Raw genomic sequence first — 24,901 nt, 5'->3', positions numbered from 1 at the left:
AATAGTTTCCATGTACTAAATGCTCTTCAACATGCTTTGTTCGCCTTTGCTCAACAGACTGTCCAGATCCAGCAGGATCAACAGCCGATCCGCCAGCTTCCCCACCCCTCGAATATATTCCGATTCGATCCCGGAAATGATCGGCGGTGGCGGTTCCACCGTGTTGGCTGGAATGCGCAGCACCTCGGACACCGAGTCCACCACAAAGCCGATAATGACGGAGTTGATCTCAATGACGATGATCCGGGTGTGCTTGTCGTGCTCCTGTCCGGCCATCCCGAAACGCGTGCGCAGATCGATGATCGGAATGACCTTGCCCCGCAGGTTGATCACGCCCTCCACGAAATCCGGGGCCTTGGGCACCCGGGTGATGCCCATCATCCGGATGATCTCCTGAACCTTGAGGATCTCCACACCGAATTCCTCCTCGCCGATGTGGAACGTGACCAGTTGCAGCAGATTGCTGTCTTTTTTTTGGTCCGATTCGTGTTGTTGCATGGTTTCTCCTTCGTATCGATAGTATCAGATTTCCGATTCAAAAAATGGTTGTTCACGGCAAATGCCGCTTGTCACCGGCCAGTCAACTCTCCGCCAGGGCCGGACGAATCGCGGCGATCAACTGTTCGCCGTCAAACGGTTTATGGAGCACGCCGCACACTCCCATTCCCTGAAGCAGCGACATGGTTTCCCTGTCGCCGTATCCGGTCATGACCAAGATATTGATCGGATCATCGGACTGCTTGAGGATCTTAATGAGTTCCAGACCGTCCATGACGGGCATCTTGATGTCGGTTACGACCAAGTCGACCCTCTGAACCTGCTCCGGCGCCTTCGCCAAAATCCGCAGAGCTTCCAAGCCGTTATCCGCTTCCAGCACCTGGAACCCGTGATGCTTGAGAATCAGCGCCAAGGTGAAACGAACCCTGGGCTCATCGTCAACGATGAGGATAAGCTTTCCGTCCATGCCCTTGCGTAAGCACAAGGTGTGCCACGGGCTCGCAGCAGCATACAAATCTGGAATAAAAGGAAATGTGTGAAAGACCGGGGCGAAAGGAGACAGCCAAAGCCGTCAACCCTGATTGTCAAAGGGGATGTTTGGACCGGAAAGGTCAAGAAAGGCGAGTGATGCAGCCAGGGTTGACGAAAGTTGAAGGCGTCAACCCGGGTTGACATTCTTGAATGAAAGGGGTTGTGAAAACGCGGGAATAAATTGGCGGCAACGCCTCCCTATACGTCAAAAGCCTCTGGACGAAAGAAGCGGATTGGGGCTACCGCGCCTTTTTAACCCGCTTATTCAATGCTTGCCGGGTAATACCAAGGATTGCCGCTGCCTTGGACTGATTACCGTTGGTTGTCCGCAGCGCCTGTTCCACCAGCATGTCGCCGGCTTGTTCCAGGGTGGGGAGGGGGTCGGGGTACTGCCATGACGCGGAGCGGCGGTCGGGATTTCGTTGCCTCGCGACCGGGCCGGCCAGACCGATCCCCGTGAGGTCGGCGACCCGTTTTCCCAGGATCGCCATGCCGCCTTCGGCCATGGCCGCGAAGACAAGCGAGCGAAGCTCCCGGATATTGCCTGGGAAACCATACGACGCCAACAGTTCCGCGACACGAGGAGACAGCGGTTCCCGGTTCGCGTTCAGTTCGGAACCGGCCTCGGCCAGGAAGAACTCGGTCAGGAACGGAATATCGCCCTTCCGCTCCCGCAAGGGCGGAAGATGGATGTGATAGGTGTTGATTCTGTACAGCAAATCCTCTCGGAACTGGCCGTGCTTCTGAGCCGCCTTCAGGTCCCGGTTGGTGGCGGCGATGATTCTGGCCGTGCACGTCTTGGGCGTGTCCGATCCCAGGGGATAGTAAACGCGGTCCTGGATGAGCTTGAGCAGTTTGACCTGCGAAGCCGGGGTCAGATCGCCGATTTCATCCAGAAACAACGAGCCGCCCTCAGCCTGCTCCACAAACCCTTTCCGGGCTTCGCGGGCATCGGTGAACGCCCCCTTGACGTGCCCGAACAGCGTGTCCGCGAAGACATTGTCGTCCAGGCCGGCAGCGTTCAGCCCGATGAACCGGCCCTTGCGCCCGCTGGCTTCGTGCAGGGCCGCGGCCAGCAAATCCTTGCCGGTCCCGGTTTCTCCGGTGACGAGCACGGGAGCGGACAAGGGAGCGACGACCTCAACATAGCTGAAGATTGCCCGCATCCGAGGATCCTGGGTGATGATCCTCCGGAAAATGTCCGGCTGATCCAGGCCGCCCGTAAGCAGTTTTCGTCTCAACCTGAAATTCTGCTCCAGAACCGAAGCATGGCTCATGGCCCGGCGCACCGTGGTCACCAACCTGTCCGGCTCCACGGGCTTGACCAGATAGTCGAACGCTCCGGCCTGGATGCACCGCACCGCCGTATCCGCCTCGTTGATCCCGGTGACCACCACCACCTGCACCAGCGGACTGCATTCCCGAACCCGTCCCAGGACCTCCTCCCCGGGCATGCCCGGCATGGAAAGATCCAGCAAGAGCACCCCGCTTTCCTGCTCTGAAAAATGGTCCAGGATTTCTCGGCCGTCATGAAACGTCCGGACGTCCGCGAAGCCGAATGATTTCAGCGTCAACAAAAAGCTTCGCGTCAGAGCCTGCTCGTCGTCGAGGATGTAAACGGGAAGATGAGGCGTGGAATCAGGCATGATCGTCCTTGCGTGTGGGTAACACCATTTCTAACTCAAAGCTTCTCTTTCGGTATCGGTATCGGTATCGGCATCGGGGTCGAATTAGGATTATTGGCGAACAAACAGTATCGATACCGATACCGATACCGACGCCGACCCCGATAACTGCATTTTCTCAAGCGAAAAACGCATTGCCGAAGTAGAATTGGTAAACCGCGCTACTCCGGGACGCTCAGGAGCACGGTGACCATCGTGCCCTGCCCCGGACTGGATTCAAAATGAATGTCGCCCCCATGATCCTGGATGATCGCGGAACTGATGGACAATCCCAGCCCGGTCCCTCCGGTTTTGTGTCGCGTGCTGTAGAACGGATCAAGGACGCGGTTCATGTCTTCGGGACGAATCCCCTCGCCCTGGTCCGTGATCCGGACGGCCACGGCCCTGCGCTCCGAGGCATGATGCGTCTCCAGAACAATGGACTGTTGCTTGTCGGTCAAGGCCTGACAGGCATTCAGCAACAGGTTGACCACCACCTGCTCCAGCTTGTGATGGTCCCCCTGGATCAGCGGCAAATCCGACGAAAGCGTTACGCTGAAGTTGTCCGTATACCTGGAGACGGCCTTCCCGATCAAAACCAGAGCCGATTCGACCACCTCGTTGATATTTACTTGGGCTGCCATATCCAAAGGCGTCTGACGGCAAAAATCCTTCAGTTCATTGATAATCTTGGCAATACGCCTGCTTCCTTCATTGATCCCGGAATACAATTCCAGGGCGTGCTCGCGCATCTCGCCAAAGGGAATTCCGGCAAGTTTGAGGTCGGGGTTGGTCCGCCAATACTCTTCCAGTATGGACGACACGTCCCTCCAGGCCCGCTCCAAGAGAGGCGCGTTGAGCATGATCAGATTGTTGGGGTTGTTGATCTCGTGAGCCACCCCGGCCACAAGGGTGCCCAGGGCGGTCATTTTGGAAGCCTGTGCCAGCTGCTCCTCCTGTTCCTTCTTGGCGATTTCCAACTGTCTTTTCTCGGTTATGTCCTGAAGCATGCCAATGATCGTCACGGCCTTGTCGCCATTATCGACCTTCACGTCCCCAAGGACCCTGACCCATTTCCGTTGGCCTCGGACAACGACCCGCAGTTCAAAATCAAATGCCTGGGGAGACCGCAAGAGCTTGTCCCGGGTCATGACCGTGAACTCGCGATCATCTTCATGGATGATCCACAAGACGTCATCAAAAAGAAGTTCTCCCTCTCCTTCCATGCCGATAATGCTGAACGCTTCTTCCGACCCCGTGAAAACATCGCGAACCGGATCGTATTTCCAACTGCCCATGCGGGCCAATCGCTCCGCTGCTTTCAGGTCGGCGTTGCTTTTCTGGAGCGCCGCCTCGGCCTTCTTTCGCTCGGTGACGTCCCGAGAACTGAAGAGGAGTTCTTTGGGATTGCCCTGGTCGTCAAAAATAAAGCCTCCCACCGTCTCAAGCCAAAGGTAGCTTCCGTCGGCCCGAGAACATCTCAGCTCGGCCTTTCGCGCACCGTCCTTGACGGCCAGAAAATCCTCAAAAGCCGCCATGATCTTCGGCTTGTCCTCCGGGTGGACGAACTCCATGATGTTCCTGCCCAGCCGGGAATCGACGTCATGCCCCAAAAGACTGCCGGACCTGCTGAGAAACAAAATTTTGCCCTCCAAATCGGTGAGGGTCACCATGTCGAGCATGTTGTCCGTGATTTTCCCCAGAAGGCGGGTCTGTTCCTTCAAAGCCTCCTGGGATCTTCTGAGATCCGTGACGTCCCGGACAATGGCCAAAAAATGCTCGCCACAGCCCGTCATCCGACTTTCAAAATGTCTGGTTTCACCGTCGATCATCGCCTCGTAGCCGCAGGAAACGCATGCTCCCTTCTCCGCGACCTGGCCGATGTGCCACAGGGTCTGTTCGGCGATATCCGGCCCAAGGACATCCCGCACATGGCGGCCCAGAAACATGGCCGGCTCCACCAGGAGAGCGCCGCCTGGCCCATGGTAGTCCAAAAACACCCCGCTCCGACTGAAGAGGAACATCAAATCCGGCAGGGCGTTGAGCAGGGCCTTGTTTCTGTCTTCGCTTTCCCGCAGTTTCTCATGATCCAGTTTGGCCTCGGTAATATCCGTGGTGAATCCCTGATAAAAAGCATTCTCTCCGTCTCGATCCCGGACCACCCGCGCATTCACGGACACCCAAATAATTGAGCCGTCCCGGTGCAACCGACGGGTCTGATGATTCCAGACCTGGCCGTGTTCTTCCAGAAGTCGTTTGAATTCCTCCCTGTCCGCGGGATCGACGTAGACCTGACCGGGGATGTCCTGGACCGCCTCCAGAAACTCCTGGGGAGATTTATAGCCGAACATCCTGGCCAAGGCGGTATTGACCGAAAGGTACTTTCCTTCGGGCGTGGAGGTGAAGATGCCGATGGGGGCGTGATCGAAAAAATCCGGATCGTTGATGTTGAAAGCAGTGCCGGTTTGGGTTGGAAAACACCCGCCACCTTGACCGTCTCCCCTTGGCGGATTACGTTTTATGCATGGAAACACAAATGACCTCCTCCCACGTTCCCTCGCCCCCTCCGCCGTCCTCCGGTGATTTCCTGGCCAGCCCTGAATTCAAGGCCATGGTTCGCAACGAACTTTCCGACATCCTGGCCGATTTTATCGCGACCCAGGAAAAGCGGGCCGGGCAGATTTCTTTGATCGAACGTATCGTGCGTGTCGAGGAAGCCCAGCGATCCCACGAACAGTTGACCAAGACGTTGTTGGAACAGATGAACCTCCGCTTCGAGTCCATGGACAAACGCTTCGAAGATATGGGCCGTCGCTTGGATCGATTCATGTTCTGGTCCCTGGGTTTGACCGTTTCCGCCACTTTTCTGATCATCACCTTACTCCGGTAGTTCCGGGTTGTTGATGGATCAACCTCTCAAAAACCTCTCATTCCTTCCTTAACGCCTCCCGCACCGCGGCCTCCAGTTCCTTCAACTGATACGGCTTGCCGATGAAGCCCGCTGCCCCGGATTTTAGGCTTTCCCTAGCCTGACCGTTGGCCGAATAGCCGCTGGAGATAAGCACCCGAACAGCCGGGTCGAGGCGGAGCAGTTCCTGGAGGCATTTGTGGCCGCCCATGCCGGGCATGTTCAGGTCCAGCAGGACCAGGTCGATGGTTTGGCCGTGCTCCTGGTAGATATCCAGGGCTTCTTCCCCGTTGGCCGCGTGGAGCACGACATAGCCGAAGTCTTCCAGGGCCTCCTGGGTCAGCTCCCGGATTGTCGGCTCGTCGTCCACCACCAGGATGGTTCTGACGTCGTTGTCGCCGTCCATATCGGCCTTGGGCTTGGGCTTGGCTTCGGGTTGATGTGGCTCGTCCGACCCTTCCTCGAAGGGATCGGCGGCCGGCAGGTAAATCCGGAACGTCGTGCCTTGGCCGGGTTCGCTGTAACAGTGAATGTAGCCGCCATGGCTCTTGACGATGCCGTAGACCGAGGCCAGCCCCAGGCCGGTGCCCTGGCCCACTTCCTTGGTGGTGAAGAACGGGTCAAAAGCCTGCTTGAGCGTTGCCTCGTCCATGCCGCATCCCGTGTCGGTGACCGTCAGGAGCACGTGACATCCCACGGACGAGCCGGGATGGCTGACAACGAAATTTGAGTCCAGTTCCACATTGCTGGTTTCGATGATCAACCGACCGCCCTCGGGCATGGCGTCAACGGCATTGTTGGCCAGGTTGAGCAGGATCTGTTCCATCAGCACCGGGTCGCCGGATATCGGACGGACCGCCGGATTAAGGCGCAGTTCCAAGGCGATCATCTTGGGAATGGTCCGCTCCAGCATCTGGGCCGCCTCGCGAACTTCCCGGTTCAGATCGACCGGCTCCTTGCCGGATTCAGCCTTGCGACTGAAGAGCAGAAGCTGTTGGACAAGCCTGGCTGCCCGGTCCAGGGACTTGGTGACGGATTTCATCCGGGCCGCACTTTGGGAGTCGCTGGATACGCTCCGGATCAATAACTCGATATTGCCGCGCATCACATGGAGCAGATTGTTGAAGTCGTGGGCCACGCCCCCGGCCAGAATGCCCACGGATTCCATCTTCTGGGCCTGAAGCAACTGGGCCTGGATCTTGGCTTTCTGGGCCAGAACCATGTTTGATTTCGCGCCGATCTCGCGCAACTCGGCTATGCGCAGCGCGTTCAGATCCACCGGCGTATCCTCGCCGCTTTCGCTGCGGGAGACGATTAGATCCAATTCACGAGAGAACCAGGCGGCCATGCGATGGCTGACCAGCAGCACCAGCATTGCCGTAACACAAAGAGCGATTCCGGCAATCAGGACATTGACGACCAGACGTTGGTTCATGCCCGCCTGCACTTCGGCCAACCGCGCTTCGATATCCTCAATGTACACGCCTGTCCCCAACACCCAGCCCCAGTCGTCCACGGACCGGACAAAGCTGAGCTTCTTGGCCGGTTCGCCTGTGCGCGGATCAATGGTGGCCACATATTCCAGGAACCCACCGCCGGGCTGTCGGCCGACGCGATCCAGCTCCTGCACCAGTTTCATGCCGGACGCGTCCAGCAGTTCCCAGCGGTTCCGGCCGATGTTCTCCTTATTGACATGATTGAGGCAGACCCCCTCCCGCGTGTGATTGAATATATATCCGACCTCTCCGTAGCGGACGGCGGCAATACGCCTGATCATGGCCTCCTGGGTTTGAGCTTCGACATCCTCCACGTATTCCCCAACGCCGATCACCCAGTTGTACGGCTCGAACAACTGAAGGTAGGCAATTTTCTTCCGCCCCAGCTGCCGGTGGTAACGCTCGTCGATCTCTGGTTTGCTCCAGTAATAGTCGACAAACCCGCCTCGCGAATCGGACAAGGCCGCGGCGACGAAACTCTGGATCAGCAATTGCCCTTGGCTGTCCACAAGATCGGTGTCGTCCCCCCCGATGGACCCTTCACGAAAAGGGTGGGCCACGAGAATATGGTCCGTGTCGTGAATCCAATAGTAGCCGCGGCCATTAAAAAAACGCAGCGGCATCAAGGCGTCGATGATCAGTTGCCTGACCTCGGCCTCGTCGCGCGACCCGCTTTCCCGGGCATGGATCGCCGTGGCGATGTCAATGGCCACGCGGACCTTTTCAAGAATATTCCGCTTCAGCCGATCCTCGACTTCGGCCTGATGAAAGGCTATTTCTTCAACCAGTTGCTGGACAATGGCCCGGACCTCGGCCTTGCGCAGGGCGAAATGGTCTTCATGGATGCGCTGCATCGTCTCGAGCTGATACTGGTGCTCGCGCTTGATCCAGAAGTAGCCCACGACCGTGCCGGAGAGCAGCAGGATGGCGACGACCACGACCTGGAAAACCTTTTTGTAGCTGTATGTTTTCATGGAGGTATGGGTTGGTTCAGGGTTCAGCTCCCTCAGGCCTCCGGCAACGTGAAATACACCGTCGTACCGTGGCCGGGGCGGCTTTCCAGCCGGATTCGGCCTCCGTGCTTTTCGATAAACTGCTTGCACAGCACAAGCCCCAGGCCGGTTCCCTTTTCGCCATCCGTTCCCAGCTGTCGTTTTCCTTTTTCCAGGGTGAAAACGGAGGACAGCACCTGCTCGCTCATACCTATGCCGTTGTCCTGAATCGCCATGGTCACTTTCCGGTCCGCTAGCCGGGCCGTGATGGCGATCTCGCCTCGGCGGGGGGTAAACTTGACGGCATTGAAGAGAACGTTCCGGATCACGGTCTTGATCATGGGCTGATCAACCAGAACGGTCAGCCCCGGAGGAATGTCCACGCGAAGGGAAATTTCCTTGCCCTTGGCCAGATCCTTGGCCGTGGACAACCCCATGTGCAGCAGGTTGTCCAGGCTGGTCGGCGTGGGTTCGAAATCGATCCCTCCCTGGCTCATCCGAGCCCATTGCAGCAGGTCTTCCAGGAGGTTGAAGGTGTTTCGGGCGTTCTTGTGCAGGGCGGTGGCAAGGAACCCGAAATCCTGTTCGGAAAAGATCTCCGGTTCCCGGGCCAGCATTTCCGTCGAGACCACGAGGCCGGACATGGGGGATTTCAGGTCATGGGCAATGATGGCGAAGAGCATGTCCTTTTCCGCTACCGCCTGCCGCAATTGTTCATTGATCTGGGCAATTTCTCGCTCCGCGAGTTTGCGCGGGGTAATGTCGCGCACCGCGGCCACCCGCAAGGTTTCATCCCGGGTGACGAAATTTCGCGCTTCCAGCTCGGCGAAAAAGACCTCTCCGCTCTTTTTCACGGCCCGGACCGTGTAGGGCTGGGCATACTCCTTGAGGATGTTGGATCTGACAATGTCCCGATCCTCCTCATGAATGATCAGCTCCAGGATGTTCACCCCCAAAATTTCGTCCCGTTCATAGCCGAACAACCTGCTCAACGAGGGATTCAAGTCCCTGGCCACTCCATTTTTGTGGATGACGATCCCTTCCAGGGTCACATCGGAGAGCAGCCGGTAGCGCTCCTCACTTTCGCGGCGCGCCGCCTCAGCCCGGACCTGCTCACTGATGTCGGTGAGGATGAGCAGCAGATGCCGCCGGGCGTCATGAGCCGGCTGGTCCTGGCTTTCCTTTTCCATTCTCCCGACGCACCGCACGGTTGGACCGCCGTTTTGGCCATGCAGCCGGAAATCCAAATGCTTTCCCTGGGGATTCTTGAAAAAGGCCTTGAACCGTCCATAAAAAGCCGAGCGTTCCGTGGGATCAATACAGTCGGCCAGGGCCTTTCCGGACAGGTACGCGGGCTCCCGCCCGACCATCCCGGCAAAGGTCTCATTGGTCTGGACGATGATCCCGGTTTCATCAATGGTCAAATACCCGACCGGCGCATCGTTAAAGAGCCTGGCGTATCTATCCCTGACCAGTTCCAACTGCTTCTGGGTTTCGCGCAATTCCTCGTTTTGGATTTCCAGTTCGATCTGATGAACCTGATAATCATGGATCAAGTCCTTGATCTCCGGCCCGGAGAGCTTGTCAACCGGCTGGGATGCCTTTTCCAGGCGCGCCTCAGCCTGGGTGCGCAAACGTCGCAGCCTTTCGTCAAAACCATCACGCATGTTCCTTTCCCCCGACGAGTTGGGTCTTCTCACCCTCGAGTCTTTTGCGCTCCGTAATCTCAAAGGCGCTCTCCAGCCTGACCATCCTGCCGTCCGTCCACTGAATGGCCCTGTCAAAGCAGTGGTACCATTTTCCCGTCTTCTCGTTGAAAAACTCCCAGGAGTGAACCCCGGTCGGACTGCCCTGGGCGTCCAGAAGCTTATGGTTGGTGCAGAAATCACAGGGTCCTTGCTGATCATCCTGGAGGACGCTCCAACACTTTCTACCGATCGCGTCGCCGAAATCCCCTTGACCGTACCTGTTGATGAACAGAATCTCGTGGGTCTCCATGTCCGCGACGTAGATCAGGGCATTGATGCTGTCCAAAACCGTCACCAACCGTTGCTGCGCGGACCGGGCCTGTTCTTCCGCCAGTTTGCGATCCGTGATGTCCGCGAAGATGCAGGCAAATTGACGCGGAGCAGGTCGGAAAGCCGAGACCTGGAAATACTTGTCCAATTCCTTGGTATAATTTTCAAATGTAACCGACTCCCCGGTCTTGGCCACCTGTCCATAGGTCTCGATCCAGTGCTTTTCCGTGGCCGGAAGAACGTCACGGACAGTCCTGCCGACAATCTGTTCGCCCTTGAGCCCGGTCATTTTCTCAAAGGCGGGGTTCACGGCAAGAAATCGATAGTCCACGGGATCACCCAGAGGGTCGCGGATGATCTCATGCACCGCGAAACCGTTGAGCATTTTGTTGAACAAGGTTTGGTAATCCTGCTCCGCCTTGCGCTTTTCCGTGATGTCTTCAAATGTTGCATAGACCTGAAAGGGTGTTGCTTCGCCGGGCTGAAAAAGCGGCGTCGCGGTAATGACCAGCCAGATGTGCGCGTTCTTGTCCGGGTGAAAGACGCCCCGGATCACGGGCCCCAGCTTTTGCCCCGTGCGCAGGGCGATCATGGCCGGATGATCCGTCCCCGGCACCTCGGCGCCGTCCTCAAGAATCATTCGCCAGCGCGGATCCATGGACGTCTTGCCCAGCATCTGTTCCAGGGTCAGGCCAAGAATCTGCTCGGCCGCGGGATTGGCTGAGATAATCGCGCCATCCGCGGAGTGATAGACCACCCCCTGGGACATGGTTTCAAAGAGCCGGCGATGCCTGGCTTCGCTGGATCGCAGAGCGTCTTCGGCCTCCTTGATTTTGGTGATGTCCACAAAGGAGATCAGCGTTCCGGAAATAACCTCCGGGCCCACGACATAGGGAATGACCCGCATCAGATGCCACCGCCCGTCCCCGGCCCGGACCTCGTGCTCTTCCAGTTTGCCGTGGCCCTGCACCGCCTCGATGATCCGCACCGGATCGACATCCTCCAGGTTATGGGAAATGTGGGTCAGCGGACGCCCGATGTCGCTCTCCAAAATTTTAAAAATATTGGTAATTTTGGGTGAAAACCGTCGGATTTCCATGTTCTCGTCCAGCAGGAGCTGTCCGATCTGGCTGGCACTCAGCAGGTTGTCGACATCATTATGCAATTCGCTCAGTTCCATGATCTTGGACTGGTATTCGGAATTCACCGTATACAGCTCTTCGTTGGTGGACTGCAGCTCCTCATTGGTGGACTGCAATTCCTCATTGCTCGCCAGCAGCTCTTCATTGGTGGCCTGCAGCTCCTCGTTGGACGTCTCCAATTCTTCCACCGTGGCCTGGAGGTTTTCTCGGGTGAATTGCAGTTCCTGCTCCAGATCGCTGATGCGCTGTTCGGCCTCGTGAGAGACGTCATAGGTCTGTGTGGTCTGCGCCGCATCCGGGGTGGCCGGCTTTCTGACCTCGTTCAGAAAAACGGCCACCAGTGGCTCCTGGCCTTTTATTTGGGGCAAAGGCTTGATGCGCAAATCCACCATCCTGAATCCATCCTGGTGGCGCAGCCTGATGTTCGAAAAGCGCAACGCCTCCTGCTTGCGAAAAACCTTTTGAATGCCCGTGGACAAGGGAATGGCCAGATCCTTGGCCGCCATCTTGGAAATATCCGTGGACAGCCTGCCCGAGGGCAGCTTGAAGTAGCCTTCGGTCTCGCCGATAATATGCAAGACCTCCATCTGCTCATTCACGATAACGGCCAGGTGATCCAGGTCTTCGCTGAGCGCCTCGATGAACCGTTCCAGAACACGGTCCTCGCCGCGCTGATCCCGACGCACACCGGCAAAAGGCCTTCCGGCTTCCCGATAGTTGCGGCTCGGAACCTGGGGGAGTTCACTGGAATCCTTGATGTGCCTGAGTCGCCCCCGGGTCCGATACACTTTGCGCTTTTGATCCATATTTTCAAAATAGTCGCCCATGTCGCCGATGGTCTCGCTGGTGCCCAAAACCAGCAATCCGCGCAGGTTGAGAGAAAAGTTGAAAAACTCGAAAACCTTGCGCTGCAAGACCGGCTGAAAATAGATGAGCAGATTGCGGCAGGAGATCAGATCAATATTGGTAAAGGGCGGATCCTTGATCAGGTTGTGCTGGGCAAAGACGACCATTTCCCGAATCTCCCGGGAAATCTGATAACTGTCCTTCCTCTTGTAAAAATACTTGATCATCAGGTCTTCCGGAACATCCGCGACAATGCTTTCCGGGTAGACGCCGTTGGCCGCGAACTGCACGGCGTTGCGGTCGATGTCCGTGGCGAATATCTTCAAGTCACGGTTCACTCCGGACTCCAGCATGTATTCCTTGGCCAGGATGGCCAGGGTATACGCCTCCTCGCCCGTGGAACACCCGGCGACCCAGAACCTGCTTTCCCGATTCGCGGCCTTGTCCAGGACGTCGGGCAAACACTCCTGCCGCACAAAGTCGAAAACATCCCGGTCCCGAAAAAAGCGGGTCACGCCGATGAGCAGTTCCCGGAACAGGGTGGCCGCCTCGGCAGGATAACTCTGCATATAGGCCACATATTCCTTGATCTCGTCGATCCGGTTGATGGACATCCGCCGTTCAATCCGCCGGGTCACCGTGCTGGGCTTGTAATAGGTGAAATCCACCTTGAACTTCTCGCGCAGGATGGAAAAAATGCGCGCCAGGGCGTCCTCGTCGCTGATCACGGTTTCGGAACGCTCCGCTTTTACCACAAAGGGGTGCTTGGCATAGGACAGCAGGCGTTCGGGCATCTCGTCCGGCGGCAGGATAAAATCCACCAGGCCGGTGGAAACGGCCGCCCTGGGCATGCTGTCGAACTTGGCCGAATCCTCGCTTTGCACCATGGCCATGCCGCCGAATTCCTTGATGACCCGGACCCCGCGCATCCCGTCGCTGCCTGATCCCGAAAGAATCACGGCCACGGCCTTTTCCCCCTGATCCTCGGCCAGAGAGCGCAGGAAAATGTCAATGGGCAGGTTGATGATCCCCCGGACGTGCTCCTGGTCATTCAAGAGCAGCTTGCCATGAAAAATGGTCAGGTTTTTCTTGGGCGGGATCAAATAGACATTGTTGGGCAGAACCACCATCCCGTCCTCAGCCCGGTGGACCGGCATCGCGGTTTTCTTGGACAGGATTTCCACCATCAGGCTCTTGTAATCCGGTGAAAGGTGCTGGATGACCACGAAGGCCAGCCCGCTGTCCGGGGCCATGCCGGTAAAAAATGACTCAATGGCCTCCAACCCGCCCGCGGACGCCCCCACCGCGACATACAGGGAAGGAACCGCGGAGGCCGGAGTGGGAGGCGATTGGCCTGAGTTCTTTTTTTGGGATGGAGTGGAATGTTTCCTGGGCATATCAGGACCTCTGTTTAGGGGGTTCACGGTTCAGCGGTTCAGCGGTTCAGCGGTTCACGGTTCAGCGGTTCATGGTTCAGCGGTTCATGGTTCGTGGTGAAGTGGTACTGGTTTTTTGGTTTGGGTTAAAAGGGTTCCGCAATCCTGAAAGGATTCAAGCGTAAAGCCGGTGGTTTCAACCACCGGAAAATGGTCTCCCCCATTGCTGAGTTCTGAAAGGACGACATGGGCTGTTGAATTGAAAAAAATGTCGTCCTTTCAGGACTCGGGATTGTTGTGTGGTGCATTCCGGTGGTTGAAACCACCGGCTCTACGATTTCTCCCTTTCAGGGAGATGGAACAACAACATCCCATGACAACTCCAATCTGCCTGCCCAGGGTGATTGAGCAGTTACGGTGAAAAGGGTTCCACAATCCCTTTCAGGGAGATTGAACAACAACATCTCACGACAACTACAGGCCGTCCGAAAGATTGGAGGACGCCTTGAAGGGCAAAACCACATGCACCGTGGTTCCCTGACCGACCGAACTTTCAACATGGATATTCCCATTCATCAGTTCCACCAGGCGGTGCACGATGGACAGCCCCAGGCCAGCGCCTTGGTAGGAACGGGTGTAGGACTCGTCCACCTGGACAAAGGGTTTGAACAGGCCGTCCACCTTGTCGTCCGGGATGCCGATACCCGTGTCCGAGACCGAGAACAGCACCCGTGTATCGCCGCCCTTGGCCGGAGAAAGAGTCGTCATCTGGAGGTGAACGGCTCCCTTGGCCGTGAACTTCAGGGCGTTGCCCACCAGGTTGAACAGGATCTGTCGAACCCGGGCCTCGTCGCCGACCAGTTTGGCGGGGATGGTCGGGTCGATGTCGCAACGCAGCTCAAGCCCCTTCTCCCCGGCCATGACCGTGAACAGGTCCGTGACCGACTGCCCAAGCTCGCTGACTTCAAATTCGGCTTCGTAGAGCACCATCATCCCGGCCTCGACCCGGGACAGGTCCAGGATGTCCGAAAGCAGGCGGGTCAGGCGGTTGGCCGAGGTGAGGCTTAGTTGGACGTACTTGCCCTGTTCGGGGTCCAGGTCCGTGGTTTCCAAAAGCTGCATCATGCCCATGATCCCGTTCAGGGGAGTACGGATTTCGTGGGACATGTTGGCCAGGAACGAGGATTTGGCCTGATTGGCCGCCTCGGCCTGCTCCTTGGCCGCCAACAGCGCCGTTTCGGCCTGCTTGCGGTCCGTGATGTCCGAAAAAATGCAGGCGAACTGGCCGGGTGTCGGGCTGAACGCCGCAACCACGAAATGCCTTTGAAGTTCAGCGGCATAATTGTCGAAAACCTCAGGTTCCCCGGTCAGGGCCACCCGTCCGTAAATCTTGACCCAATACCGTTCCGTTCCCGGAAGAACTTCCAGGACGGTCTTACCGACGATGTCCTCTCCTCGCAGCCCTGTGGCCCTCTCGAAGGCTGGATTCACGGCCAGGAATCGATAGTCCACCGGCTCGCCGGACTCGTCGCAAATGATCTCATGCAAGGCAAAGCCGTCCAGCATTTCGCGGAACAGCGCCTGGTACTGCTCCTCGCTGCGCTTGCGTTCCGTGATGTCCGTAAAAAAAGCCACGGCCAACTCTTCGCCATGTACAGTTTCGATTTCCGCGACAATGTCGACGAAAAAATGGCTCCCGTCCTTGCGGAGGCATGGAACATTGCTGACGGATCTTGTCCCACCGTTGACAAGGGAAGTAAATGCCGCAAGGACTTGCACCAAGAATTCAGGTGGATGCAGGTCCATGACTTCCAGGGCCAACATCTCGTCCAGAGTGTATCCGAACATTCGGCAGACAGCGTGGTTGGCGTAGGCAAAGCGTCGTGTGTGCATGTTCGCGGCGAGAATACCGTTGCTGCTTCCGTCAAAAATCACCCTGTACATGGCCTCGCTCTCGCGCAACGCGACCTCGGCCCTCCTGCGGACTACCAACACGGCCACCAGCGCGGCGATGCACACGGCCAGAAAGGCGATCACCACCGTCACGGGCCAGATCAACGCTTTATGGCGGGCATAGAAAGACTCTGGCTGGTTGATCACAACGGCACCGGTTGGCAGGTCCGCCACGTTCACGCCGAAACGCCGTATCTGCTGGTAGTCGAACAGGGGCTTGTTCGGACTTTCCATGATCACCGGCAGGTGGTCCGGATGCTGGCCGGCAAGGATCCGGCCCGCCAGTTCCCCGACCGTACGCCCCTGCTCCCGGGCGCTGACCAGGAATCCGCCCAGAGCGCCCTGCCCCAGGTCAAAATCCCAAAAGGTCAGGACCGGGCCCGGCGACTCGCGAGAGATAATATGCATGCTTTCCGACACGGAAAGATAGCCGCCCCGGCCATCCAGGAGGTTGTTCAACCGCAGGACAAGACTGTCTCGGGGCAAGGCCCGCAGCACCTCCGGGGCCTCCTGGCCGGTAAGGTTCAACAGCTCCCGCATCTCCACCCGGGAGGCGAACTGATCCGCCACGGCCCGGTACAGTCTCAGGTTGGCCCGGCCTACGGTTGAGCGCTCGTCCACCACGGCAAAGACATGGCTGGTCCTGGGAAACAGCCGCAGCCCCAGTTCCAGGTTCCGGGCAATGCTGATTTCCTCATTGACCCCGGTAATGTTGGACTGCCCGGCAATGCGCTCCGGGGTGAAGCTGTTGATTCCGGCAAAGGCCACGGGCACACGGGGAAACAGTTTCTCGCGGACCCGGAACACGAAATCCAGGGCCTCGTCATCCGAGGCGATGATCAAGTCCTGGGGCTTTGAACGGTACTTCTGCCAGAGAAAGGAGGTCACCCACTGTTGATATGCCTCCCCTGCATTCCGCCGCAGATCCAAATGCTCGATAGCCAGGTCCACATGCTCCATGCCCCCCAAAACATCCCGCACCCCCTGGACAATGCCGTCGTTCCAGGCATCTCCATGATGGTAGGAGGTGATCAGCAGCACCTGCTTGTGCTGCATGGCGGCCTGGGCAGCCGGGGACATCGCCAACCCGCAGCAGATCGCCACAAGAACGCCAATAAGGACGCGGATCATAATCGACCTCCTCGCGTCACCCTCTCCAGCACCCTCGCCAAATCCTCCATCCGCACCGGCTTGGCCAGGTAGTCGTCCATGCCCGCTTCCAGGAATTTTTCCCGGTCCCCGAGCATGGCATAGGCGGTCAGGGCGATGATGGGGATGTGGAGTTCACGGTTCAGCGGTTCACGGTTCACGGTTGGGGCCGTGGTGTTGTCGGGATGGGTTGCATTTTGCGCAACTCCGTCGGGCGCACCGCGGTGCGCCCCTACATCAGCACCGTCATCTGCTATCTCGCCAACCGTTGAACCGTTGAACCGTGAACCGTGAACCTCCGCGGCGCGAATGCGCCGCGTCGCCTCCACCCCGTCCACCACCGGCATCTGCACGTCCATCAGGATCACGTCAAAGTCCTGTGCGGCAAGTAGGTCCAGAACCTGTTGTCCGTCCTCGGCCAGGGTCACGTCGTGACCGGCTTTTTCCAGGAGCTTCATGATCGGCATGGCATTGGACGGTTCGTCCTCGGCCAGCAGGATGCGCAGGCTCTGTTTTGCCTTGGTTGATTCCCAGGGCTCTTGATCAGCGGGAATGTTTATTCCCTTTGGGAGTTTGAAGGGCAAGAGCACCTGCACCGTGGTCCCCTCGCCGACAGCGCTTTTCATTGAAATCTTCCCGCCCATCAGGTCAACGAGCCGTTTGACAATGGCCAACCCCAAACCGGCCCCCTGGAAGCTGCGGGTGTAAGAGCCGTCCACCTGGACAAAGGGCTGGAACAGTCCATTCAGCTTGTCTTCCGAGATGCCGATGCCCGTGTCGGAGACTGTAAAAAGCACATTGCAGACACCATCCTCGCCGGTACCCAGCAAAGCCATTTCCAGCCGGACATGCCCCTGTTTCGTGAATTTCAAGGCGTTGCCCACCAGGTTGAACAACACCTGCCTGACCCGCGCCACGTCACCGATGAGGTGTGCGGGCATATCCGGATCAATGGCACATTCCAGGTGGACGCCCTTGTCCCTGGCCTTGACGGTGAACAGATCAGAGACGGAATCGCCAAGCTCCTGGACCATGAATTCGGCCACAAAGATTTCCATCTTCCCCGCCTCGACCCTGGACAGGTCCAGAATGTCCGAGAGCAGCCGGGTCAGTCGGTTGGCCGAGGTTGTGCATAATTTTACGTACTGTTGTTGGTCGGCGTCCAGAGTCGTCATTTCCAGAAGCTGCATCATGCCCATGATGCCATTGATCGGGGTGCGGATTTCGTGGGACATGTTCGCAAGGAATTCGGACTTGGCTTGGTTGGCGGCCTCGGCCTGTTCCTTGGCATGGGAAAGAACGTTTTCGGCCTGCTTGCGGTCGGTAATGTCATAGCAATAGCTGATATACCCGGTGAAGTTGCCTCCGCTGTCATGGCGCGGGTTACTCAAGTCGAGGATCCACCCATATTCGCCGTTCGCCTTGCGCAGACGGTATTCCATTGAAAAGGGTTCGTGGCGGTCGAAATGACTGACATAAATATTTATGCACCGATCGAAGTCGTCCGGGTGCACGCCTTCCGTCCAACCATTACCGATTTCTTGTTCGAGGGTGCGGCCGGTGTAGCGTAGCCAGGGTTCGTTGAAGTAGTTGCACAGCTTATCGACACAGGATGTCCAGATCAGGGCAGTGCCGCCATTGGCCAAGGTGCGGAAGTAGTGCTCACTTTCTTGCAGACTGGCCTGGGTTTCGTGCAATGCATCTGCCTGTTGGCGCAAGGCGTCTTGTTGGGCGAGATTGTTGCGGTGGTACTCCTTGAATAATTGGCGCATCCAGCGCGAGAATATCCACGAGACGGTCAGGCCGAGCAGTAGGGCCACCAGCCCCGCTAGCGCGATTGTCAGTGCCTGCCGGGTACTCAGCTGCGTGTGGGTTTGTTGTTCAGTTGCGATCGCTGCTTGCATCTCGTCATCGAACAGGGTGGTCACCACGACCCACTGCCAGGGTGCATAGGTTTGAACATAGGCCGTTTTTTTCGCCAGTGTGCCGGTGTCTGCTTGCGGCCAATCGTAGTGGACGATGCCGCCGCCGGCTCGGCCAGCGCTCAGCAGCTTTTCGAGAACGCTGCGTTCAAAGTCAGGCAGGTCAGCTTCTGTCTTGCCTTCGAGCGCGGCATTGGAGGGCGAGAGCAGCGAACTGCCACCGGCATCGAACAGCGCAACGTAGCCGGTTGTGCCGAAGCGGTAAGTGCGCAGTTGCAACATCACTTCCTGCTTTTGCTTTTCCTCCCACTTGTAGAGGTAGTCGCCGGTGCCGATCAGCCAGTCGTAAGGCTCGAAATATCGGACGTAGGACAGCTTGTCGGCCATCACTGCGGGATTTTCCGGCGTGTACCAGCGATAGCGCGAGAAGCCCTCGCCGCGAGGCAGCCTTGCGGCGGAAATCAGACCTCGCATAATGAAGTGGCCGGTGTCATCCTGGTTGTCGAGCAGGGTCTTGCCCTCAAGCTCTGGCGACGTGGGCAGGAGGATGAACTGGCCGTTCATGTCATCGATGAAAAAATAGCCGCGGCTGTCGTAAAAACGTACCGGCCTGAGCGTCTCGACGATCATTTTTCGTACTTCAGCCGCTGGCCGGAGGGCAGACTCCCGTGTGTGGATGGCTTCGGCAATCTGGTAGGCGCTATCCACCTGCAGCATGATGCTTTCGCGCAGGACAGCTTCGGTCTGGCTGCGTGTATATTCGATGGTGGTGATGACATGGTGCATTTCATCCTGCAGGCGTGCAACGGTCTGTTCGGAGAGGGCCTGCTCAATTCGGTTGAAGGACGATTGCGCATCCTGCCGACTTTGCCACAAGTTATAGCCGGCAAGCCCGACCGTTAGCAACAGCACGATAATCAGCGTGCCGACCAGATGTATGCGCGGGATTGACTTTTCGTTGGCGATCAGCCGCATATCCTTTCTCCAGGAAAGCGCCAGTCAAAGCCGGCAGGTTGTAGTGAATGCAAGTTTCATACATTGGCAGGCAGGGTGAAAAACACCGTCGTTCCCTTGCCCAGCTCGCTTTCCGCCCAGATTTCCCCGCCGTGTTGCTCGATGAACTGCTTGCACAGGATCAGCCCCAGGCCGGTGCCTTTTTCGCCTTCCGTTCCCAGATAGCATTTGACTTTGTTCAAAGTGAAGGTTGCGGACACTACCTGTTCGTTCATGCCCATACCGTTATCCTGAACCGCCACCGTGACCGTTTGACCTTCCTGGCGCGCCCTGATGACGATCTCGCCGCCCCTATGGGTGAACTTGATCGCATTGAAGAGAATATTGCGGATCACGGTCTTGAGCATGGGCTGGTCGGCACGAACCGTCAGGCCTTGGGGGACATCCCTGCGGATGGCGATACCATTGGCCCTGGCCATGTCCTGGGCAGTGGAAAGCACCATATTCACCAGTTCATCCAGACCGCATGGCTCGGGCGCGAAATCAATGCCCCCTTGGCTCATCCGCGCCCATTGCAGGAGGTCCTCCAGGAGATCAAAGGTGTTCCTGGCGCTTTTATGCATTTCTTTTGCGAGGACTCTGAATTCCTGTTCAGATACAATTTCAACTGGATTAGCCAGCATTTCGGTGGAAGCCAGGAGGCCGGTCATGGGCGATCTCAGGTCGTGGGCAATGATGGAGAAGAGCTTGTCCTTTTCGACGTTGGATTTTTGGAGCTCCTGGTTGATGTTTTTTACTGCATCCTCGGCCTGTTTGCGGTCGGTAATGTCCAGAATAAATCCATCGAGATAGATCACGCCTCCATCCTTGCCGGGAATGCCTCTGCCTTTTTCATGCACCCAACGGATATCGCCGGCCTTGTGGCAGATCCGGTATTCGATGTCCCATGCCCGCCCACCAGTTACAGCCATATTGACGCCTTGCGCCACAAGTTCGGCATCGTCGCGGTGGATGACGCTTTCGAAGGTCCGCACGGCGTTATGGATAAAATCGCCGGCCGGATATCCGGTCAGGGATTCAACCACGTCGCTCATGTAGAGCATGGTCCAATGCCCGTCATGCACGCAACGGAAGGTTATCCCGGGGATGTTGTCCACCAGGGATTGATACTGGTCCCGGGCGCTTTCGATCTCAGCGGCCAGCTTTTTCCGTCTGCCGGCAGAGCGGGTGATCAGCACGATGGCCGCACCCTGGGCAGCGACAAAGGCCAGCAGGGTCAATATCAGGGCTTTCGTGCGCCAGTTCAGGCTTGCGGTGCGTTCGGCCAGGAGACTTTCCAGCTCGGCCTGACTGGCGATGACGGACGTCACGTCCTGAATAATGGAAAACAAGACCGGCACACCCTGGATATGCACTGGCCAGGAGTTAACCTCGACATCACGAATTTGGCCGGACGCCAGGCGGTGCTTGAACCGGAAACTGTTGATGCGCTCCAGCCTGGCCAGCTCCAGGGCCGCCTGGACCTCGTCCTCTGACAACGCATTAACATCCTTGATGTTCATGGCCAGCATCCGCTGCAAGGGATAGCCGTAAAAATCGGCCGCGGCCTGGTTGAGGTCAAGGATGCGGCCATCCTCGGCATCCAGGATCAGCATGACTGATCCATGCCGCTCGAACATTTCGTAGGAAAACTTCGAATCACGGCCAAACCCGCCCTGACGCAGGCGGATCCATGCCGGGTTCTGGTTATGCACGACAGCGTCCCGGGGCAGCCTGAACGGCTCGACCCCGTGGCGAAGCAGGGCCGGGGCGTCAAAAAAATCCCGGTTGGGACTGTCCGAAACAATGGGCAGCTCCGCTGGCCGCGCACCTTGGGCAATCGCGGCAACCATCGTTGCGACCACCCGCCCCTGGTCCGCGGCGCTGGCCATGCGCCCCCCGACCACGCCGGTCCCCAGGTAGAAGTCCCAGAGGCCAAATACCGGGCATGGGGCCGCGTCAGTAATCAGCCGTGCGCTTTCCTCGTAGGTGAAAAACCGCCCGGTCGCATCCATGTTGAAAACCGTCAGCAGCACTGCATCCGTTTTCGGATGCAGGCCGGCAACCTCGGCAAGCAGAACATCGGTTTCGGGATTGTCGATGTACGTGATCTCGACGCCGTCGAGAACGTCGCCCAGGTCGGCCCGCGCGGCCCCGGATTCGGCCAGGCCGGTGGGGGTTCCGTCCGAAATCACGGTCAACCGTTCCATTTCCGGAAGCATCATTCGCATCACATCGAACGTACCCCGGGCGTCCGTCACTTCCATGACCCCGGTAAACCAGCCGGTGTCGTCGATCATGCTCGGGGAAAAATAATTGATCCCGCAAAACACGATGGGTGTTTGCGGAAAAAGGGTTTCCCGGTGTCGCTTCGCAAAATCCAAGGCATCATTGTCGCTGACAATCACCGCGTCGAAAGAGACTCCAAGGAGTTTTGCGGCAAAATAAGGCAACAGGTAGTCCTCGCTACTGGCCAGGGGGAGGCGCTTGGTGTCCATATACTCCACCGTGATCTCGAAACCCAGCGGATCAAGCGTCTCAAAGACCGCCTTGGTCAGTGCGTCGGACCAGGACAATCCCTGATGGTAGGAATTCAGCAAGAGAATGCGCGGAGCTGCGTCGTTCGCGGCATGCTCGGTCCCACGGCCCAGGAGATTCACCGGCCAGAGCGCCGACAGCAGGCAAACCGCGGCCAGCACTACCGACCATTTCCCCGGCACCGGCCAGAGCCACACACGCAAGCACCCGGCAAACCGCAACGCCGGCAACCAGGAGAACACGTTTGGACGACTGATCATGGCCTCTCGCTTATCCCTGTTCGGAGATTGTCCAATACCTTCATTAAATCCTCCATTTTCACCGGCTTGGCCAAATAATCATCCATCCCCTCGGCCAAAAACTTCTCCCGATCCCCGGACATGGCGTGGGCGGTCAGGGCGATTATTGGCATTCTGGGATGCTGGAATGCTGGGATGCTGGAATGCGGAGATTCTGGGATGCCGGGATGGTGGGATGCTGGAATGCAAAGATGTGAGGATGGCTTGGGTATCGAATCCGTGTCCTCGAGATGGCGATCGGATTGTTCTGAAATGCCGACGTCTTTATCAGTCTTTTCAATTCCAGCATTCCAGTATTCCAGCATTCCAGCATTATGTTCCAATCTTCTGATCTCCCTGGTTGCGCAAAGCCCGTCCACCACCGGCATCTGAATATCCATCAAGATGCAGTCAAACGATTGGGCCTGGAACAGTTCCACGGCATCATGGCCGTTTTCAGCCAGGGTGACGGTATGGCCGGCTTTTTCCAGCAATTTGCGGATGGGCAGGGCGTTGGAGGGGTCGTCTTCGGCCAGGAGGATGCGCAGGGAACGGGGTGGGAGGGCTGGGGGCGGGTCACACTGATGCGTGGTCGGCTTCAAGTCGTCCGGCAGTTTGAAGGGCAGGACCACATGCATGGTGGTGCCCTGCCCGGTGATGCTTTCCACGGCAATATTCCCGTTCATCAGGTCCACGATCCGCTTGACGATGGCCAGGCCTAGGCCCGCGCCCTGGTAGGAGCGGGTGTAGGAGCCGTCCACCTGGACAAAGGGCTTGAACAAGCCCGCCAGCTTGTCATCCGGGATGCCGACGCCCGTATCCGTGATCGAGCACATCAGCCGGATATCGCCGCCCTTGGCCGGAGAAAGACTTGTCACCTCGAGCCGCACGGTACCGTTGTCCGTGAACTTCAGGGCATTGCCCACCAGATTGAACAGGATCTGCCGGAACCGGATATCGTCGCCGATGATGCCGTCAGGGACGGTGGGATCAACGACACATTCCAGGGAAATCCCCTTGTCTCTGGCTGGAATGGATAACAGGTCCGCAATGGAATCGCAGACATCCCGGGTCCGGAATGCCGCTTCTCCCAGGACCAGCATTCCCGCCTCAACCCTGGAAAGGTCCAGAATATCCGAGAGCAGACGGGTCAGGCGGTTGCCCGAGGTGACAGCCAGATCGACTTGCTCGGCCTGCTCGGGATCGAGAGAAGTGGTCCGCAAGAGCTGCATCATGCCCATGATCCCGTTCAACGGCGTCCGGATTTCGTGAGACATGTTGGCCAGGAATTCGGACTTGGCCTTGTTGGCCGCCTCGGCCTGTTCCTTGGCCTGGGCCAGGACTTGCTCGACTTTCTTTTGAAAGGTGACATCCTGAATGACCCCGGATACCCGGATAGGTTTGCCGTATTGATCCTTCTCAAGGCCTGCCTTCGAAACGACGATTTTCGGCGCATCCCCATTGGCAGGCCTGACTTCATATTCAAGGTCATACGGTTTCCCGTCCTGGATCAAGTCCACCAGGGCCTTACGAATCCTCGCTCTCTCTGGCATACAGGCTTCAATTGCATCAATCGGGAATAGGTTCGACTCCGACGGTGTCATGCCGAGAATGCGGAACCCCTCGTCGGACCCCCAGATGCTCCCCGAAGCAATGTCGTATTCCCAACTACCAACAAGAGCCAAACGCTGGGCTTCCTTCAACCGCTTTTCGCTCTTCAGCAACGACTGTTCAGCCTGCGTCTGCTCGGTCAAATCCAGAACAACGCCGACAAGGCCGGTTACAACTCCTTGCTCGTCGATAAGGGCAGCTTTGTGAAAGATGACGTCCCGCAGCTCGCCCCGGGCGTTCCTGACCTTGGACTCGTAGACCTGGGTTCCAGAGTTTTCAAACAACTCAATATCCTTGGCATGGTAAATTTGCGCAAGATCAGGCGGGTTGACGTCAAAAACGGTCTTGCCGATCAGTTCCTTCCTGCTCGTTCCGAAAAATTTCTCAAAAGACTTGTTGAATCCTTGATAGCGTCCCTCCCTGTCCTTGTAGAACACGGCGAGCGGGACGGTCTCCAGGAGCGAATTCAGGAAGTTGGCGTTGCTCAAGGCCCGGGCCTCGGCCTGTTTCCGCTCCGTAATATCCGTTGTAAACCCCTGATAGGCAACGACCCGGCCACCCTCATCGCGCACCGCGCGGGCATTCCTGGACACCCAGAAAACCGTACCATCCCGTCGCCGCATCCGGCATTCCTGATTGACCATCTCCCCGGTGCTCTCCAACTGTTGCACAAATTCGTCCCGGTATTCCGGGTCAACGTAGAGCTGCCGGGCTATATCCGTGACGGATTCAACAAGGGTTTTCGGATTCTCATAGCCATACATCCGGGCAAAGGCCGGATTGACGGAAAGGAACCGCCCTTCGGGCGTGGAGGTGTAAATGCCGATGGGGGCGTGGTTCAGGATGTCCTGAGGGGAAAAAACAGGAAGGGTGGCGGTGGCGATTCCGGTGGCGGAAGTTGGCGGCATGATCGGCTCCCATCGGGAAACAGTTGTTTATGTGGCAGGGGCGACCGGCAGGTCGCCCCTGATAAGTGTTTTTGTATG

General features: G+C 57.7%; 12 protein-coding genes. 1 reads left to right on the top strand and 11 read right to left on the bottom strand.

Annotation, left to right across the window (positions count from 1 at the left end; genetic code table 11):
- Positions 1–15 precede the first annotated feature (15 nt).
- The 4 genes from AC559A_RS08470 to AC559A_RS08455 all read right to left on the bottom strand — a co-directional run bounded on the left by AC559A_RS08470 (position 16) and on the right by AC559A_RS08455 (position 5,227).
- Positions 16–498 carry a chemotaxis protein CheW gene (locus tag AC559A_RS08470; protein WP_498817450.1) on the bottom strand — a complete coding sequence of 161 codons (483 nt, stop codon included), beginning with the start codon at positions 496–498 and terminating at the stop codon, positions 16–18.
- An 82-nt stretch (positions 499–580) separates the two neighbouring features.
- Positions 581–964 (bottom strand): response regulator, encoded by a 384-nt coding sequence (locus AC559A_RS08465; protein WP_028572089.1) that lies wholly within the window; start codon positions 962–964, stop codon positions 581–583.
- A 304-nt stretch (positions 965–1,268) separates the two neighbouring features.
- Entirely contained in the window at positions 1,269–2,675 is a 1,407-nt protein-coding gene (locus AC559A_RS08460) for a sigma-54-dependent transcriptional regulator (RefSeq protein ID WP_498817448.1), read from the bottom strand.
- A gap of 200 nt (positions 2,676–2,875) precedes the next feature.
- On the bottom strand, positions 2,876–5,227 hold the full coding sequence (locus tag AC559A_RS08455; RefSeq protein WP_498817446.1) for a PAS domain-containing sensor histidine kinase: 2,352 nt from the start codon (positions 5,225–5,227) through the stop codon (positions 2,876–2,878).
- Between the two features lie 2 nt (positions 5,228–5,229).
- Between AC559A_RS08455 and AC559A_RS08450 the strand changes: the two genes are divergently transcribed.
- A complete protein-coding gene (locus AC559A_RS08450) occupies positions 5,230–5,583 on the top strand; it encodes a hypothetical protein (protein ID WP_498817444.1) in 354 nt (117 codons plus the stop codon).
- Between the two features lie 37 nt (positions 5,584–5,620).
- Here AC559A_RS08450 and AC559A_RS08445 read toward each other — a convergent pair whose 3' ends face one another.
- From AC559A_RS08445 to AC559A_RS08415, 7 genes are all read right to left on the bottom strand, one after another.
- Positions 5,621–8,071 (bottom strand): cache domain-containing protein, encoded by a 2,451-nt coding sequence (locus AC559A_RS08445; RefSeq protein WP_498817442.1) that lies wholly within the window; start codon positions 8,069–8,071, stop codon positions 5,621–5,623.
- Between the two features lie 32 nt (positions 8,072–8,103).
- Complete coding sequence (locus AC559A_RS08440; protein ID WP_498817440.1) at positions 8,104–9,756, bottom strand: sensor histidine kinase; 1,653 nt, start codon at positions 9,754–9,756, stop codon at positions 8,104–8,106.
- Entirely contained in the window at positions 9,749–13,492 is a 3,744-nt protein-coding gene (locus tag AC559A_RS08435; protein WP_498817438.1) for a chemotaxis protein CheB, read from the bottom strand. The genes AC559A_RS08440 and AC559A_RS08435 overlap by 8 nt, the downstream gene beginning before the upstream one ends.
- 453 nt (positions 13,493–13,945) lie before the next feature.
- On the bottom strand, positions 13,946–16,555 hold the full coding sequence (locus AC559A_RS08430) for an ATP-binding protein (protein ID WP_498817436.1): 2,610 nt from the start codon (positions 16,553–16,555) through the stop codon (positions 13,946–13,948).
- Entirely contained in the window at positions 16,552–19,470 is a 2,919-nt protein-coding gene (locus AC559A_RS08425; protein ID WP_498817434.1) for a cache domain-containing protein, read from the bottom strand. The genes AC559A_RS08430 and AC559A_RS08425 overlap by 4 nt, the downstream gene beginning before the upstream one ends.
- 56 nt (positions 19,471–19,526) lie before the next feature.
- Positions 19,527–22,286 carry a sensor histidine kinase gene (locus tag AC559A_RS08420; protein WP_498817432.1) on the bottom strand — a complete coding sequence of 920 codons (2,760 nt, stop codon included), beginning with the start codon at positions 22,284–22,286 and terminating at the stop codon, positions 19,527–19,529.
- Positions 22,283–24,823 (bottom strand): PAS domain-containing hybrid sensor histidine kinase/response regulator, encoded by a 2,541-nt coding sequence (locus tag AC559A_RS08415; protein ID WP_498817430.1) that lies wholly within the window; start codon positions 24,821–24,823, stop codon positions 22,283–22,285. The genes AC559A_RS08420 and AC559A_RS08415 overlap by 4 nt, the downstream gene beginning before the upstream one ends.
- Positions 24,824–24,901 lie beyond the last annotated feature (78 nt).

This window comes from Desulfonatronum zhilinae (assembly GCF_900182865.1).
In the GTDB taxonomy this organism is placed as follows: domain Bacteria; phylum Desulfobacterota; class Desulfovibrionia; order Desulfovibrionales; family Desulfonatronaceae; genus Desulfonatronum; species Desulfonatronum lacustre.
This window is presented reverse-complemented; position numbering and strand designations above follow the sequence as displayed.

Bases quoted from the DNA above. Each gene is read 5' to 3' on its own strand.
- AC559A_RS08470 (WP_498817450.1), bottom strand. From the start codon at position 498: ATGCAACAACACGAATCGGACCAAAAAAAAGACAGCAATCTGCTGCAA.
- AC559A_RS08465 (WP_028572089.1), bottom strand. From the start codon at position 964: ATGGACGGAAAGCTTATCCTCATCGTTGACGATGAGCCCAGGGTTCGT.
- AC559A_RS08460 (WP_498817448.1), bottom strand. From the start codon at position 2,675: ATGCCTGATTCCACGCCTCATCTTCCCGTTTACATCCTCGACGACGAG.
- AC559A_RS08450 (WP_498817444.1), top strand. From the start codon at position 5,230: ATGACCTCCTCCCACGTTCCCTCGCCCCCTCCGCCGTCCTCCGGTGAT.
- AC559A_RS08445 (WP_498817442.1), bottom strand. From the start codon at position 8,071: ATGAAAACATACAGCTACAAAAAGGTTTTCCAGGTCGTGGTCGTCGCC.
- AC559A_RS08440 (WP_498817440.1), bottom strand. From the start codon at position 9,756: ATGCGTGATGGTTTTGACGAAAGGCTGCGACGTTTGCGCACCCAGGCT.
- AC559A_RS08435 (WP_498817438.1), bottom strand. From the start codon at position 13,492: ATGCCCAGGAAACATTCCACTCCATCCCAAAAAAAGAACTCAGGCCAA.
- AC559A_RS08430 (WP_498817436.1), bottom strand. From the start codon at position 16,555: ATGATCCGCGTCCTTATTGGCGTTCTTGTGGCGATCTGCTGCGGGTTG.
- AC559A_RS08425 (WP_498817434.1), bottom strand. From the start codon at position 19,470: ATGCGGCTGATCGCCAACGAAAAGTCAATCCCGCGCATACATCTGGTC.
- AC559A_RS08420 (WP_498817432.1), bottom strand. From the start codon at position 22,286: ATGATCAGTCGTCCAAACGTGTTCTCCTGGTTGCCGGCGTTGCGGTTT.
- AC559A_RS08415 (WP_498817430.1), bottom strand. From the start codon at position 24,823: ATGCCGCCAACTTCCGCCACCGGAATCGCCACCGCCACCCTTCCTGTT.